This is a genomic window from Parafrankia sp. EUN1f, from assembly GCF_000177675.1.
In the GTDB taxonomy this organism is placed as follows: Bacteria; Actinomycetota; Actinomycetes; order Frankiales; family Frankiaceae; genus Parafrankia.
In genome coordinates, this window is sequence record NZ_ADGX01000054.1 from 40,515 (window position 1) to 54,949 (window position 14,435).

Consider the following 14,435-nt stretch of genomic DNA (forward strand, 5'->3'; position numbering starts at 1 on the left):
CCTCATCGCGTGGTCCGTTCCTCGGGGTCGGGGTGAGCGGTGACGACCCGGCGCAGCCGGGGCCCGAGTCCGGTGACGATCTCGTGCTCCAGCGTTGCGGCCCAGCGAGCCCAGTCCGCCGCCGTCGGCTCGCCGCCGTCCCCAGGACCGAACAGCGTCACCACGTCGCCGGCCCGCGCCGGGCAGGCGGCGGGATCGGGGCCGAGATCGACGACGGTCATGTCCATCGACAGGCGCCCGACCACCCGGCGGCGCACCCCGGCGACCTGCACCTGCGCACGCGCGGCGGCGCAGCGGGGCAGCCCGTCGGCGTACCCGACGGGCACCAGGCCGAGCCGGGTCGCCCGCGGGGACGTCCAGGTGTGCCCATAGCCGACCGCGGTTCCCGCCGGCACTGCGCGGACGGTGACCAGCGGGGCGGTCAGGCGCAGCGCCGGGCGCAGCCGCACACTGCCCGACTCGTCGATGCCGACCAGGCCCGCGCCGATCCGGCTCAGGCTGTGATGGGTCCGCGGGTCACTCAGCGTCGCGGCCGTCGCCGCGAGGTGACGGTCCCGGGGACGCAGCCCGGCGCCGAGCGCGACCCGGACACCCCAGTCGAAGCATTCACGTCCCCGCCGGTTGGCCGGATGGCCGGGTTCGGCGGCGCAGGCGAGATGCCCCATCACACCGACGACGTGGACGAAACCGGCCCGCTCGGCGCACCGTGCCGTGTGGCACAGGGACTCCCACTGCTCGGGCGGGGCGCCGTCGCGGGCCATCCCGGTGTCGAGCTGGAGATGGACACCGGCGCCGGGTGTCTGACGGGCGACCGCCCGCAGGTGGGCGTGGCTGGGTACGGCGAGCTCCACCCCGGCGCGGGTCGCCTGGGTGAAGTCGGCGTCGACCGGGTTGAGCCAGCTCAGCACAGGCTCGGTGAACCCCAGATCGCGCAGTGTGTACGCCTCGGCGACGCTGGTCACCCCGAACCGTGTCGCGCCACCGGCCAGCGCTGCCCGTGCGACATCGGCCAGCCCGTGCCCGTAGCCGTCGGCTTTCACCACGGCCATCACCTCGCCGGCCCCACAGGCACCGGCCTGGCGGCGGATGGCGCTGATGGTGCGGACGTTGGCGGTGACCGCCGCGACGTCGAGTGTCAGCGTGGGACCGGTCGCGGCGGTCCGTCGCAGGGTGGCGGGTGTCATCCGGCCCGCCGAGGGCCGGCGCCCACCCGGACCCGGGCCGTGCCGAACGACCACCCGGGCAGGACGGGCGACTCGTGGTTCCCCCGCGGGGAACACGCCGCGACACGCGGGGCGGCCAGCGATTTGGTCATGCCGGTCACTGTCGCCCCGCCGGGGGGCAGCCGGCCTCCTCCGGAGGAACCGGATCCCTGTCCTCAGGTACCGCCTTCTCCGGACCAAGGGCCAGGTACCGCCAGGAAACGTCGTCAGGACGTCAGTCCGACAGCCGGGGCGCGGGGTCGACCTGCCGGGACGTCACATATCCGGCGCCGCGGTGGGACGGGTGAACTCGGGCTGGTCGAGCAGCCGCAGCCAGCTTCCGTCGGGCTGGCGGCGCGCGACCTGCGCCCGAGCACCGGTCCCGTCGGCGGGTGGGGTCGAGGTGAGGGCGATGTCGCCGCTGACCAGCGTCGGCAGGGATGGTTCCGGTTCGAAACGGGGGCCGCCGGCCAGGACCTTCTCCCACAGCGCGTGGATGGCGCGGCGGCCCACCGTCTGGCCGCCGGGTGGGTAGGCGAGCACCGCGTCCGGTTCGTAGAGCGCGGCGACCCCGGCCGCGTCCCCGGCATTGGAACGTTCGACGAACAGGCGGGTGAGGTCCTCGGGACGCATGGCCTTCGCGTACTGCTCGTAGTCCGGCATGGACATCCTTCCGTCGGGTGGCGCCGGGGCGCCCGGTGGAGGTGGCGCGGTGCGCTCTGTCCCTTCCCAGGCTGGCCGCCCCAGCCACAGAAGTCCAACACATAGATCTTCTGCGATCTAGAATCTGTGGTTATGGAGCTACGGCAGTTGGAGTACTTCGTCGCGGTCGCAGAGGAACAGACGTTCACACGGGCGGCCGCGCGGGTCCATATCAGCCAGTCCGGTGTCAGCGCCCAGATCCGCCAGCTCGAACGCGAACTCGGCACCGACCTGTTCGACCGGTCGACCCGCACCGCCACCCTGACCACGGCAGGCAAGGCCGCACTCGACCATGCGCGGGCCGCGCTCGCCGCCGCGGGTGAGCTACGCGAGGCGGTGGCCGCGGTGAGCGGCCTCCTGCACGGCGAACTGACCGTCGGGATGGTCAGCGGCTGCACCGTGAGCCCCCTGTTCGACGCCCTCGCGGCCTTCCACCAGGCCCACCCCGGCGTGGAGATCCTGCTGCTGGAGGACACCTCCGCCCGGCTCATCCACCGGGTACGCGCGGGCGACGTCGACCTCGCCGTCGTCGGCACCTCCCACGCCGTCCCCGACGGGCTCGACGCGCTGACCATCACCCGTGATCGCCTCGTGGCCGCCGTCCCGGCCGGGCATCCGCTCACCCTGATCCAGCCGATCACCCTCGCCGACGTCGCCGGCCACCCGCTCGCGTGCATGCCACCGGGCACCGGGCTGCGTACCGTGTTCGACCAGGCCTGCGCGGCCCGGCACGTCACCCCGAAGATCACCCTGCAGGCCAGCGCCCCGGACGCGATCGCCGACCTGGCCACGCGTGGGCTCGCCGTGGGAATCCTCAGCAGTTCGATGGCCGGCGCCTACCGTGACCGGCTCACCCTCCTGCCCCTCGACGACGTCGACGACCCCGCCGTGCTCGCCCTGATCTGGCGGAACACCCGCGGCCCGGCCGTGCGGGAGTTCCTCGCGCACGGCCGGGCCGCGTTCACCGGGCAGGATGCGGACCGGTGAACGCGGCCCGAACGCGGCTGGTGGGTGCCTGCCTGCTGGTCGTGGGGGTGCTGGGATGGGGCGAGCTGGAACACTGGCGTGCATCACGGCGCCTGCTCGGTACGACCGCGCCCGCACCCGCGCCGCGGGGGGCAGGCGAGGTGGTGGTCGTGCTCGGTTTCCGTAACCGGTCGGAACGCATCAACGCGGTGAACCGGTGGCGGGTCCGGGCCGGGCTGCGTTCCCTCGAAGGTGTGGAGTCCCGGCTGGTCCTGGCCGGAGGCCCGGTGGGCGGCCCCCGGGCGGAGGCGGACCTGATGGCGGACTACGCCCGCGGTGCGCGCGGCTACCACGGCCCGCTGTCCGTCGACAGCGTCAGCCGCTCCACCTGGGAGAACATCGGCAACGTCATCCCCCTGATCGAGGACGCGGACCGGATAAAGGTCGTCTCGGACTCGCTGCACGCCGAGCGGGCCCGCGCCTACCTGTGGCGCCAGCGCCCCGACCTCGGCGCCCGCCTCGTCCGCGGTGGCGACCACCGCTTCGGTGAGCGGCTGCTTCTCAAACCGGCCCTCGCGCTGCTCGGGCGTCGGCGCCGGCGCTGACGGAATGGCTCATGCTGTTCCGGGAGCGAGCGTGATCGTCACAGGATCCGCTGGTGGGTTTGGTGCGACTGCCGCCATGGTTCGTGGTCAACGGTAGGAGTGCCGGCCGCCGGGGCGGATGACGTTCGGCGCGGTCAGTCCAGGAAATCCATCAGCCGTTCGTTCAACTGCTTCGGCGTGGTGAGTGGCAGGGAGTGGTGGGTGGCTCCGGGGAGCAGCGCCACCTCGCCCCGCGAGAGCGTCCGGCGGGCTCTTTCGGCGACCTTGACGGCGTGGTGGGCGCGGCTGTGCTCCGCAAGCAGGACCAGTACCGGCATGTGGAGGTCGGCGGCCCGCGGGCGGCCGCCGGTGACGAACTTGCGGCCGGGAACTGTGGTGGCCAGCGCGTAGAGACGCTGCCAGGTCTCGTCCGGGTGGACGTCCGCGGTCTCCCAGGACAGGAAGGCGCGGGCACGGGCCTCGCTCGGGCGGATCAGGGTGGGCAGTGCGCGCAGCAGGTAGCCAGGGCGGAATCCGGCGAAGACCTGGGTCGGGTCGACGAGGGCGAGGCGGGCGACCCGCTGCGGGGCATGAAGTGCGTACCTGACGGCCAGCCAGGCGCCGTACGAGTGACCGCACAGGTGCGTGCGGGCAAGCCCGAGCCCGTCCATCAGCGCATCCAGCCAGGATTCCAGATCGTCGGCGCTCTTCAACGCTGCCCCCCGGCGTTCGGTGCGGCCGGCGTCTCCCACCAGATCAACCGCATGGACCCGGTACTGCGTGCCGAGAGCCGGTGCGTTGGCGAACCAGACCAGGCCGGTGGCTGAGCCGCCGGGCAGCAGCACGAGCGGGCTGCCGTCCGCACGGCCGTACACATGAACCCGGGTGCGCCCGTACGGGGTACCGACGTCGCGCTCCTCGGTGGACTCGGGCCAGCGGGCGCGGAGCTCGTCGTAGACAAGATCGAAAGCGGACGGCGGCACGGAGATTCCTCTCGCTAGGCGATAATCTCGTTCAGCGAGATATTAGAGAGGTCCGAGGGAGTGTGCATGGACGATCAGAGCCCCGCGATGGGACTGGTTCACCTGCTGCGCGCGGTGACCGTGGAGTTCGACCTGCTGGGCGCCAGGTTCGCCGCGCGCCACGGGCTACATCCCACCGATGTGCGCGCGCTGATCCACCTGCTGGACGCGGCACGGGTCGGTACCCGTGCCACACCCGGGTGGCTTGGCGAGCAACTACGCCTGAACTCGGCCGGGACCACCGCCCTGGTGGATCGGCTGGAGCGGCTCGGACTGGTCCGCCGCAACAGGGACACAGCCGATCGGCGACGGGTGCTGCTGGAGGTGGAGGAGAAGGCCACGGAACTCGGGTGGACCTTCTTCGGGCCGGTGATCGGCGAGGTGGTGGCAGCCGCGGACGGTTTCGAGGCGGGCGAGCTGGAGACGGTGCGTCGCTTTCTGACCTCGGTGTTGGAATCCGCCGGGCGGGCGCATTCAGCCTGAGCAGGGTCGGGGACAGCAGTCATCGAGCGGAAGTGCGGTTCGATCGATCCCCGAGGCCGGTACAGCGCTACCTCTCATCCTGGCTGCTGGTCGAGGCCGGACCCGCCTCTGCCATTGGGGGGAGCGGCGTCTCGTTCTTTCGGAGGGTCTCCGACGCCTGGGCTGTCTCTAGGCTGGGTGTGTGTTCACCACCGGCCTGCGCTCGCTCTGGGACGAGCCCCGCGCCGCGGACACGCCCGAACGGGTGTGGCTCGACCGGGTGCTGGTCGGCGTGGTGATGGTGGCGGCGTTGCTCGAAGGAACCCTCCGAGAGGACGTCACCTGGCGGCCGGTCGTGACGATCGTGACGGTCGGACTTGCGCCGGTGCTGCTGTGGCGGCGTACTCACCCGTTGGTCTGCGTCGTGGTGGGCTTCGGCACCGGGATGGCGTTAGGACTGGCGAGCTGGCTGGGCGGGACCCCAGGCGTGGGCCTAAACACGATGATCTACATCCTGGTGCTCGTCTATTCGCTGGTCCGCTGGGGCTCAGGGCGTCAGATCGTGATTGGGCTGCTGGTGGTTGCGGTCGCCGCGGTGTTCAGCTTTGCGACCGACTACACCGGGCCAGCCGAGCTCTTCGGCGGGTTGGCGGTCCTGGCGGCGGCGGCAGCGGGCGGAGCGGCGTTCCGCTACCGCGCCGAGAGTCGGCGCCGGGCGCTCGACCAGGTCCGCAGCCAGGAGCGCGTCGGCCTCGCGCGCGAGCTGCACGACTCGGTCGCCCACCACGTCTCGGCGATCACTCTGCAAGCGCAGGCTGGCATGACGATGGCCGCGAAGCGACCTGAAGCGGCGCTCGAGGCGCTTGCGATCATCGAGGGGGAAGCGTCGCGGACGCTGGCGGAGATGCGAGCGATGGTCCGGGTGCTGCGTGACGGAGCGCCGGCGGAGTACGGTCCCCAGCCCGGCGTCGCCGACCTGGTGTTCCTCGCCCGCCGCGAACCGGACCCCGTCGTCGACGTGGAGTTGGCGGGTGATCTGGCCGGACTTCGGCCCCAGGTCGACGCCGCCGTGTACCGGATGGCGCAGGAGGCGCTGACCAACGCGCTGCGGCACGCCCGAAACGCCTCGCGTGTGGAGATCAGGGTCGTCGAGGGCGCAGGAAGGCTGCGGCTCCGCGTGACCGACGACGGCCAGATCGACCCGGCGCGGCCAGCGACCCACGGTTTCGGGCTGCTGGGGATGACCGAGCGCGTGCAGCTGCTCGGCGGCACGCTACGCGCTGGGCCGACGCCCGAGGGCGGGTGGGCGGTCGACGCCGAGCTGCCGATGGAGTTGCCCCTATGACGACGCGCGTGCTGGTGGCAGACGACCAGGATCTGGTGCGCACCGGCCTGTCGATGATCCTTGACGCCCAGCCCGACATCGAGGTCGTCGGCCAAGCCGCCGACGGCAAGGCCGCCGTCGAGCTGGCGCATCGGCTCCGCCCCGACGTGTGCCTGGTCGACATTCGGATGCCCGGGCTGGACGGCATCGAGGTGACCGAGCTCCTCGCAGGGCGGGGCGTAGCGGACCCCATCGCGGTGGTGGTGATCACGACGTTCGACCTGGACGAGTACGTCCACGGCGCGCTTCGGGCCGGAGCCCGAGGATTTCTCCTCAAGGATGCCGGGCCAGCGTTGCTGGTGCAGGCTGTCCATGCCGCCGCCGTCGGCGACGCCCTGATCGCGCCGAACATCACCCGCAGGCTGCTAGCGACCCTTGCCGCGGGGGCCTCATCGAAACGCCGTACCCAACCGATCGAGCCGCTCACCCAACGCGAGGAGGAGGTGCTGAAACTGGTCGCTGTCGGCCGCACGAACGCGGAGATCGCCGCCGAGCTGTTCATCAGCTTGACGACCGCCAAGACCCACGTCGCGAGCCTGCTGGCCAAGATCGGCGCCCGGAACAGGGTCGAGATCGCGATGTGGGCCTACGACACCGGCCGGGTGGGGCACTGAACCGAACCTGACGTACATGCACGACGACTGGTCCCGGCCGGGGCGACCGAGGCCCACAACGAGCGCAGTGCCTTCGTCACCTTCTGTCCAGTGTAGGGACAGCGCGGCAGCGGCGGATCAGCCGAAAGCACGGGAGAGAGACCATCTCATCGGCCAGGCGAACTCCGGCCTCCGGGCCGATGTGCCCGCCGCCGGGCTCAGCGATCGTGGACGTACCGATCCTCACCAACGACGGAGCCCATGATGAGAACGCGTCAACCCACCACCACACTGGAAGACCAGCCGATCCCGGTGAGAGCCAAGCTCGCCGCGGCGTGGACCAGCTTCATGTTCCTGTACGCCTACGTGGACATTCTCAACTTCTTCACGCCCGGCGTCATCGAAGACGTCCTCGACGGCAAGGTCTTCGAGTTCGACCTCTCCCAGACCTTTTCGACCACGGCGCTGACCTTAGTGGCCATCCCGATCCTCATGGTCGTGCTGTCGATGACGCTGCCCGCCCGGGCGACCCGCATCACGAACCTCATCGTGGCCTCGCTCTACGTTCCCGTCACGGCATTCAACGCGGTGGGCGAGTCCTGGCTGTACTTCTACGGCCTTGGCATCGTACTGGAACTGATCCTGCTCGCCCTCATCGTGCGGTACGCCTGGACCTGGCCCCGCACCGTCGGCGACCAGCCCGGACCGTGAAACCGTTCGCGCCCAGCAGCAAGCGTGAACCCAAGAACGGTCCCCGTCCTGTTCGAAGCCATCTGCCTCGGCGCCGCGGTGTGGGCCTCTCGTGGCGGTGGCCAGGTAGCCGCGCCAGCGGGCCGGGACGAAGCTGGTCGGGGCGTCCTGCGGGACCTTGCGGGCGCCGGTGGTGTTCGGGGTCGAGGAAGAACCGTTCAGTCGTTGGCGCTAGCGAGGATCTAGGCCACGGTGTGGTCGGGTCCGCGATTCCCGTTCCCGCTGCGCGTCTGGCTGGTTACGTTCCGGGGTGTGCCGCTGGAGTTCCTGACTGATGCGCAGGTGGCCCGGTATGGCCGGTTTCAGGGGGTGCCGTCACGGGCGGAGTTGGAGCGGTTCTTCTTCCTGGATGACGTCGATCGGGGTCTGATCGCGGACCGGCGGGGTGATCACAACCGGTTGGGGTTTGTGGTGCAGGCGACGACGGTGCGGTTCCTGGGGCTGTTCCTGGAGGATCCGCTGGATGTGCCGTGGCCGGTGGTGGAGTACCTCGGGCAGCAGTTGGGGATCGGAGACGTGTCGTGCGTGAAGCGGTACACCGAGCGGTCGAAGACGGCCTACGAGCATGCCTGGGAGATCCGCGACGCCTACGGGTTCCGCCCGTTCGAGGACGAGCGGGCCGCGGCTGAGTTCCGCCGGTTCCTGGATGGCCGGGCGTGGACGCACGCGGAGGGACCGGGCGCGCTGTTCGACGAGGGTGTCGGCTGGCTGCGCCGGGCGCGGGTGCTGCTGCCGGGGGTCACGGTGCTGACCCGGCTGGTCAACACGGTCCGCGAGGCGGCGGCGGGCAGGATGCATGCCACGCTTGCTGAGGCGGCCGCGGCGGCTGATCCGATGCTGCCGGGCGTGCTGGTTGGTGCGTTGGCGGTGCCGCCGGGTGGGCGGGTGTCGCGGTTGGAGGAGTGGCGCCGGGCGCCGACGCGGGTGTCGGGGTCTGCGCTGGTGAAGGCGTTGGACCGGGCGGCTGATCTGGCCGGGCTCGGGGTGCGGCGGGTGGACTGCTCGGTGGTGCCGGCGAACCGGCTGGCCTCGCTGGCCCGGTATGGGCTGGCGAGTAAGGCGCCGAGTCTGGCGGAGCTGGCCGAGCCTCGGCGGACCGCGACGCTGCTGGCGGTGGCGCGGCATCTGGACGCGGTCGCGGTCGACGACGCACTCGATCTGTTCGCGTTGCTGATGGCCACGAAGTTGATCAACCCGTCGCGGCAGGCGTCGAACGCCGAACGGCTGGGCTGGCTGCCCCGCCTGGAGCGGGCATCGCGGGTGCTGGCGCTGGCCGGCCGCGCCCTGGTGGACGTTCTCGACGCGGCGGCGGCTCACGGCCGGGGTGTGGATGTGGCGGCGGCCTGGGCGGCGGTGGAGGCGGTGGCGCCGCGGGAGCGGGTCGCCGGCGCGATCGCCGTTGTCGAGGAGCTCGTGCCGGACGATGACGGCTCGGCGGAGGTGGCGATGCGGGTGGCGCTCGCCGAGCGGTACCGCACGGTCCGCTCGTTCCTGCCGCTGCTGGGCGAGTCGTCGCTGGCTGCCGCTGCGGCTGGCCAGCCGGTGCTGGAGGCGGTGCGCGCGTTGCCGGGCCTCGCGGCCCGGCGGGTCAAGGCCAAGCCGCTGACACCGGAGGAGATCGATGGCGATCTGGTGCCGTCGATGTGGCGACGTGCGGTCTACGCCAACCCGGACCTGCCCGACGGGGCGGTCGACCGCGACGCCTACGTGATCTGCGTGCTGGAGCAGTTGCATCGGGCGCTGCGGGTCCGCGACGTCTACGCCGTGCCGTCCCACCGGTGGGGCGATCCGCGGGCCCGGTTGTTGGCCGGGTCGGCGTGGACGGCGGTGCGTGGGGACATCCTCGACGGGCTGGGCTTGTCCGGCCCGGCCGAGACCCATCTGCGCGGCCAGGTCGACGCGCTCGACGCGGCGTGGCGGCAGATGGCTGCCCGCCTCGCCGAGGCCGGGGAGACGGCGTCGGTGCGGGTCGTACCGGACGGCGACAGCCGGATGCGGCTCGCGGTCGAACGCCTCGAAGCGCTGGAGATTCCCCCGAGCCTGGAAGTACTGCGTGCGCGGACGGCGGCGATGCTGCCCCGCGTCGATCTGCCCGAGCTGCTGCTGGAAGTCCACTCCTGGACCGGGTTCCTCGACGCCTACGTCCATGTCTCCGGCGCGGTCGCGCGGATACGGGACCTCCCACTCTCCGTCGCGGCGCTGCTGGTCGCCGAGGCCTGCAACGTCGGGCTGACCCCGGTGACGAACCCGAACGACGAGGCGCTCACCCGCGGGCGGCTCTCGCACGTGGACCAGAACTACCTGCGGGCCGAGACCCACACAGCGGCGAACGCCGCCCTCATCGACGCGCAGAGCCGGATCCCGATCGCCGCAGTGTGGGGTGGCGGCCTGCTCGCCTCCGTCGACGGGCTGCGGTTCGTCGTCCCGGTCCGCACCCTCAACGCCGGGCCGTCACCGAAGTACTTCGGCTACAAGCGGGGCCTGACCTGGCTGAACGCGGTCAACGACCAGGTCGCCGGGATCGGTGCGAAGGTGGTACCCGGTACGCCCCGCGACAGCCTGCACATCCTCGACGTGCTGCTCAACCTCGACGCCGGCCCGAAACCCGAGGTCGTCGCGACCGACGAGGCGTCCTACTCCGACCTGGTCTTCGGCGTGTTCCGGCTGCTGGGCTACCGGTTCTCCCCCCGGATCGCCGACATCGGCGACACCCGCTACTGGCGGGCCACCTGGCCCGGCGACCCCGCCGGCGACTACGGGCCGCTGAACGCGATCGCCCGCAACAAGGTCAACCTGCGCCGGATCCTCGACCACTGGCCCGACCTGCTGCGCGTCGCCGGCTCCCTGGTCACCGGGCAGGTCCGCGCCTACGACGTGCTGCGGATGCTCGGCCGCGACGGCCACCCCACCCCGCTGGGGCAGGCCTTCGCCGAGTACGGCCGGATCGCCAAGACCCTGCACCTGCTCGCGATGGTCGACCCGCTCGACGACACCCACCGCCGGGCGGTGAACACCCAGACCACCGTGCAGGAATCCCGCCACAAACTCGCCCGCACAATCTTCCACGGCCGCCGCGGACAGATCTACCAGGCCTACCGCGAAGGACAGGAGGACCAGCTCGGCGCGCTCGGCCTGGTCCTCAACGCGGTCGTGCTGTGGAACACCCGCTACCTCGACGCCGCCGTCACCGCCCTACGTGCCGCCGGCCATGTCGTGTCCGAGGACGACGTCGCCCGGCTCTCCCCGCTCGGGCACGCCCACCTCAACTGCCTGGGCCGCTATGCCTTCACCGTTCCGACCGGACCGGGACTGCGTCCCCTGCGTGACCCTGCCTGGTCGGACGAGTAGTCGAGCGGCGTGGTCGCCGCGCACCGTGGCGAACTGTCTGGCCACGTGGTGTGTGGGAGGGAGCCCCAAGCGGCTAACAAGGGGCTCCCTCGGCCGAGCCGCCCGTCCGGACCAATCAGACGTCGTCTCGGGCAGGTCGCCGTGTAGGTACGTGACGCTGCAGGGATAGCTCACCTGCCGCTGCGGGGATCCGGCTAGAGGGCCGGACTGATCCGGATGTCGGCATGGGGTTCGGCCCCTGCCACCTGCGGTTTCGAAGCTCAGGCTAATTGTTGGGCAACAACCCTTCGAACGTCCGCGAGTTGTTAGATGCCGGTCCGGCAGCAAGATCCATGGAGCGCTTTCGTTTGCTTATGAGCATTTCTAACAACCAACCGGTGACAGGATCAGCCGCCCGCGCCACGATGTGGCGACGCCATGTGTCGATACCGGCTGGCTACCGGCATCAGCTCGGCGCCTGGCAACGCCCTACTCAAGTCCCGTCCGGACCAGATGTTGTGTCGAAAGGTCGTGTTTCTGTGCGTGGATATGTCCGAAATGGGTCAGGTGGCGGTCCGGGGATCGTCGTCCAGCTTGTCGCCCTGGTGATCATTATTGTCATCGTTGGTGTTCTCGTGCGGCAGGGTTACGACGCTGCGGCGGCGCTCTCCCTGGTCGGCGCCACAGCGGCTCTCTCGCTGGAGATCGTGCGGCGGATGTTCGATCTCAGCTCCGGTGACGCCGACCAGTCGACTGCCTAGACCAGGGCTGTGCCCCGGCCCGAGAGGCCGGTAGACCCGTCAGACGGCCCCGTCGCGGAGTTCGCACTCCAACTGCGAGCTCTGCGACGGGGAGCCGGCCTGACCTACCGGCAGATGTCGGAGCGTGCGCACTACTCGGCACCCACGCTTTCCTCCGCGGCCTCTGGGCAGGAGGTGCCCAGCTGGAACGTGGCGTGGGCGTATGTGGCCGCATGTGGCGTCCCGAGCAGCCAGCAGCAGTTGTGGCTGGAGCGCTGGCGGAGCCTTCCGCGCCCAGAAGCGGGCAGCGCACGCCACGCCAGTCCTGACCAGCCTCCGGGCAGTGCCCCTGGGGCTGGGGCTGTCACAGCCTCGGCACGGCAATCCACATCTGGAGCTGTCGCCAGTGAGGGCGGGTCAACCGTTCAAGATCCTGCGTTCATCAACACCCCGCAGGAGTTGGCTGCCGCGCTCGACGCGCTACGCCAACGCCTGGGTCTGTCTCTGGCAAACCTGGAGACGAAGGCCCGCCAACTGCCGCCGCGCAAGAACGGACAGGCACGCTGGCTGCCCCGCAGCACCACATCAGACCTGCTCAGCAAGGGCCGACCATCTCAGGAGACGCTGGAGACGTTCCTCGCTGTGTGCGAGGTGCCAGCACAGGATGTCAGCCATTGGATCGCAGCCCTGCACCGTGTCCAGACCGCGATGTCAGAGGGACGTGGCGTCGCACGAGTGCCCGAGGTACCCGGGCCATCTCCGTTTCCAGGACTTGCCGCGTTCGACGCGAACCGAGCCACGATGTTCAGGGGCCGGGAGGCCGAGATTCGCCGGCTGACCGACCGGATGTTGTCGCTGGCGGACGCGGGCGAGCTGGTGGCGGTTGTGGGCCCGTCGGGGTGCGGCAAGTCGTCGCTGGTCGCGGCCGGTCTCGTACCCGCCCTGGCAGCCGACGGCGATTGGTTGGTAACCCTGCCGATGAGCCCTGGCAGCCAGCCCGCCGCCGCGCTCGCCGCGACCCTGGCTGATGCAGGTCGCCGCCACGGCCTGGAGTGGGAAACCGAGACACTGACGCCCCAGCTGGACGACCCGCTCATGGTTGCCCACGTTGTCGGCGAGTTGCTGGCCGCGGCAGCGCCAGCGAAACGGCTGCTACTGGTCATCGACCAGGCCGAGGAACTGCTCGTAAGCACCAGCGTGGAGGGCCGAAACCGGTTCCTGGCCCTACTGGCAGCGGCGAGCGTGGCACGAGCCCGGGTGGTCGCAACCCTGCGGTCGGAGTACCTCGACCCGCTTCTGGACGCATCCGCGAAGGCCGGGCTCACTGTGCACGCGGAGGCACTTGCGCCGCTAACCCAGGACCGGCTGCCCGTAGTGATCGCCGAACCAGCCCGGTTGGCCGGACTGCATATCGACGACGAGCTTGTCACCCAGATGGTCCTTGATACCGGTGACGGCCAGGCCCTCCCGCTGCTCGCCTACACCCTCCAGCGCCTCTCTCTGGCCGCCCAGGATGTGGACACAAACGTCCTGTCAGCCGGACTGTATGAACAGATCGGCGGGGTCCGGGGCTCACTGGTTGACCACGCCGACGCCGCCCTCGCCGACGCCATCGCAGCCACCAGCCGCACCCGGCAGGAGGTTCTGGCCGCGCTGCTGCAACTGGCTACCGTCGACATCGACGAACGGCCCATCCGCCGCAGGCTCCTGCTCGACCACCTGTCAGACCCCATCCGCGCCCAACTCGACCCGTTCATCAACCGCCGGCTGCTGATCGTCGACACTCCGCCTACAGGGCCGGCCACGGTCGAAGTCGCCCATGAGCGATTCCTCACCGCCTGGCCTCCACTGACCCAGGCCATCGCCGACGACACGGACCGGCTGCGCCAGCGCGCCCAAGCCGAGACCGCCGCCTACGACTGGCAGCAAGCCGGCCGGCCGCGCGAACAGCTGTGGACCTATAACAGGGCCGCCGCCGTCCTCGGTCTCCTCGCCCCTGACGACCTCAGCCTGACAGCCCGGCTATTCCTAGTTACCAGCCGCCGCCGTGCCCGCCGCCGCCTCATCAACATGTTCACCGGCCTGACCGTCCTACTGCTGGTCGTCACCAGCCTAGGAGTCGTCGCCTCCCTGCAGAGCCAGAGGGCCAACGACCAGCGTCGGATCACAGAACAGCAGCAGCGCATCGCGGTCGCCCGGCAGTTGCTCACCCTCGCTGACAGCGCCCGCGAGGCAGATACCACCACCGCCCTGCGCCTCGCTATCGCCGCCAACGACATCGCGCCTGGGGCCAGCGCCCGCAGCAACCTCCTGGAAACCCTTGGTACTACGCCACGCCAAATCAGCTCCCTGCTCACCGGCGACACCGGTCAGGTGAGCATGGTGGGATTCGGTCCGGACGGGCGGCTGCTGGCCACCGGTAGCAGCGACGGCACGGTGCGGCTCTGGGACATCTCCGACCCGACCCACCCACGCCAAATCAGCTCCCTGCTCACCGGCGACACCGGTCAGGTGAGCATGGTGGGATTCGGTCCGGACGGGTCGCTGCTGGCCACCGGTAGCAGCGACGGCACGGTGCGGCTCTGGGACGATCGTCCGACCCGACCCACCCACGCCAAATCAGCTCCCTGCTCACCGGCGACACCGGTCAGGTGAGGCATGGTGGGATTCGGTCCGGACGGGTCGCTGCTGGCCACCGGTAGC

The 14,435-nt window shown here is 70.7% G+C and carries 11 protein-coding genes and 2 pseudogenes; 10 read left to right on the forward strand and 3 right to left on the reverse strand.

Going from position 1 to position 14,435, the window contains the following annotated elements:
* Nucleotides 1–2 precede the first annotated feature (2 nt).
* Both alr and FREUN1FDRAFT_RS17710 read right to left on the reverse strand, forming a co-directional pair.
* Nucleotides 3–1,184 carry an alanine racemase gene (gene alr / locus FREUN1FDRAFT_RS17705; RefSeq protein ID WP_006541495.1) on the reverse strand — a complete coding sequence of 394 codons (1,182 nt, stop codon included), beginning with the start codon at nucleotides 1,182–1,184 and terminating at the stop codon, nucleotides 3–5.
* 294 nt (nucleotides 1,185–1,478) lie between these two features.
* Nucleotides 1,479–1,865: a nuclear transport factor 2 family protein gene (locus FREUN1FDRAFT_RS17710; RefSeq protein WP_006541496.1), complete on the reverse strand. Its 387-nt coding sequence runs from the start codon at nucleotides 1,863–1,865 to the stop codon at nucleotides 1,479–1,481.
* Nucleotides 1,866–1,997: 132 nt separating this feature from the next.
* On the opposite strand from FREUN1FDRAFT_RS17710, the gene FREUN1FDRAFT_RS17715 reads away from it, so the two are divergent.
* Entirely contained in the window at nucleotides 1,998–2,891 is an 894-nt protein-coding gene (locus tag FREUN1FDRAFT_RS17715; RefSeq protein WP_035952034.1) for a LysR family transcriptional regulator, read from the forward strand.
* Nucleotides 2,888–3,475 carry a YdcF family protein gene (locus FREUN1FDRAFT_RS17720; protein ID WP_006541498.1) on the forward strand — a complete coding sequence of 196 codons (588 nt, stop codon included), beginning with the start codon at nucleotides 2,888–2,890 and terminating at the stop codon, nucleotides 3,473–3,475. Before FREUN1FDRAFT_RS17715 ends, FREUN1FDRAFT_RS17720 begins: the two co-directional genes overlap by 4 nt.
* Nucleotides 3,476–3,609: 134 nt before the next feature.
* Here the strand turns inward: FREUN1FDRAFT_RS17720 and FREUN1FDRAFT_RS17725 are convergent, their stop codons facing one another.
* Nucleotides 3,610–4,437 (reverse strand): alpha/beta fold hydrolase, encoded by an 828-nt coding sequence (locus tag FREUN1FDRAFT_RS17725; protein WP_006541499.1) that lies wholly within the window; start codon nucleotides 4,435–4,437, stop codon nucleotides 3,610–3,612.
* Nucleotides 4,438–4,503: 66 nt separating this feature from the next.
* On the opposite strand from FREUN1FDRAFT_RS17725, the gene FREUN1FDRAFT_RS17730 reads away from it, so the two are divergent.
* From FREUN1FDRAFT_RS17730 to FREUN1FDRAFT_RS17755, 8 genes and pseudogenes are all read left to right on the forward strand, one after another.
* Complete coding sequence (locus FREUN1FDRAFT_RS17730) at nucleotides 4,504–4,959, forward strand: MarR family winged helix-turn-helix transcriptional regulator (RefSeq protein ID WP_006541500.1); 456 nt, start codon at nucleotides 4,504–4,506, stop codon at nucleotides 4,957–4,959.
* Nucleotides 4,960–5,140: 181 nt separating this feature from the next.
* Nucleotides 5,141–6,283 (forward strand): sensor histidine kinase, encoded by a 1,143-nt coding sequence (locus tag FREUN1FDRAFT_RS17735; protein ID WP_006541501.1) that lies wholly within the window; start codon nucleotides 5,141–5,143, stop codon nucleotides 6,281–6,283.
* Entirely contained in the window at nucleotides 6,280–6,936 is a 657-nt protein-coding gene (locus FREUN1FDRAFT_RS17740) for a response regulator transcription factor (RefSeq protein WP_006541502.1), read from the forward strand. Before FREUN1FDRAFT_RS17735 ends, FREUN1FDRAFT_RS17740 begins: the two co-directional genes overlap by 4 nt.
* 243 nt (nucleotides 6,937–7,179) lie before the next feature.
* Nucleotides 7,180–7,654, forward strand: a pseudogene (locus FREUN1FDRAFT_RS17745) (DUF6326 family protein).
* A gap of 263 nt (nucleotides 7,655–7,917) precedes the next feature.
* The gene (locus tag FREUN1FDRAFT_RS17750) at nucleotides 7,918–11,013 is read left to right on the forward strand and encodes a Tn3 family transposase (protein ID WP_035952069.1); all 3,096 of its coding nucleotides are present in this window, start codon (nucleotides 7,918–7,920) and stop codon (nucleotides 11,011–11,013) included.
* A gap of 272 nt (nucleotides 11,014–11,285) precedes the next feature.
* On the forward strand, nucleotides 11,286–11,753 hold the full coding sequence (locus FREUN1FDRAFT_RS45195; RefSeq protein ID WP_198144384.1) for a hypothetical protein: 468 nt from the start codon (nucleotides 11,286–11,288) through the stop codon (nucleotides 11,751–11,753).
* Nucleotides 11,754–11,762: 9 nt separating this feature from the next.
* Nucleotides 11,763–11,972 (forward strand): annotated as a pseudogene (locus FREUN1FDRAFT_RS48075) (helix-turn-helix domain-containing protein); the annotation flags it as partial.
* Between the two features lie 561 nt (nucleotides 11,973–12,533).
* Nucleotides 12,534–14,387 carry a WD40 repeat domain-containing protein gene (locus FREUN1FDRAFT_RS17755; protein WP_035952035.1) on the forward strand — a complete coding sequence of 618 codons (1,854 nt, stop codon included), beginning with the start codon at nucleotides 12,534–12,536 and terminating at the stop codon, nucleotides 14,385–14,387.
* Nucleotides 14,388–14,435 lie beyond the last annotated feature (48 nt).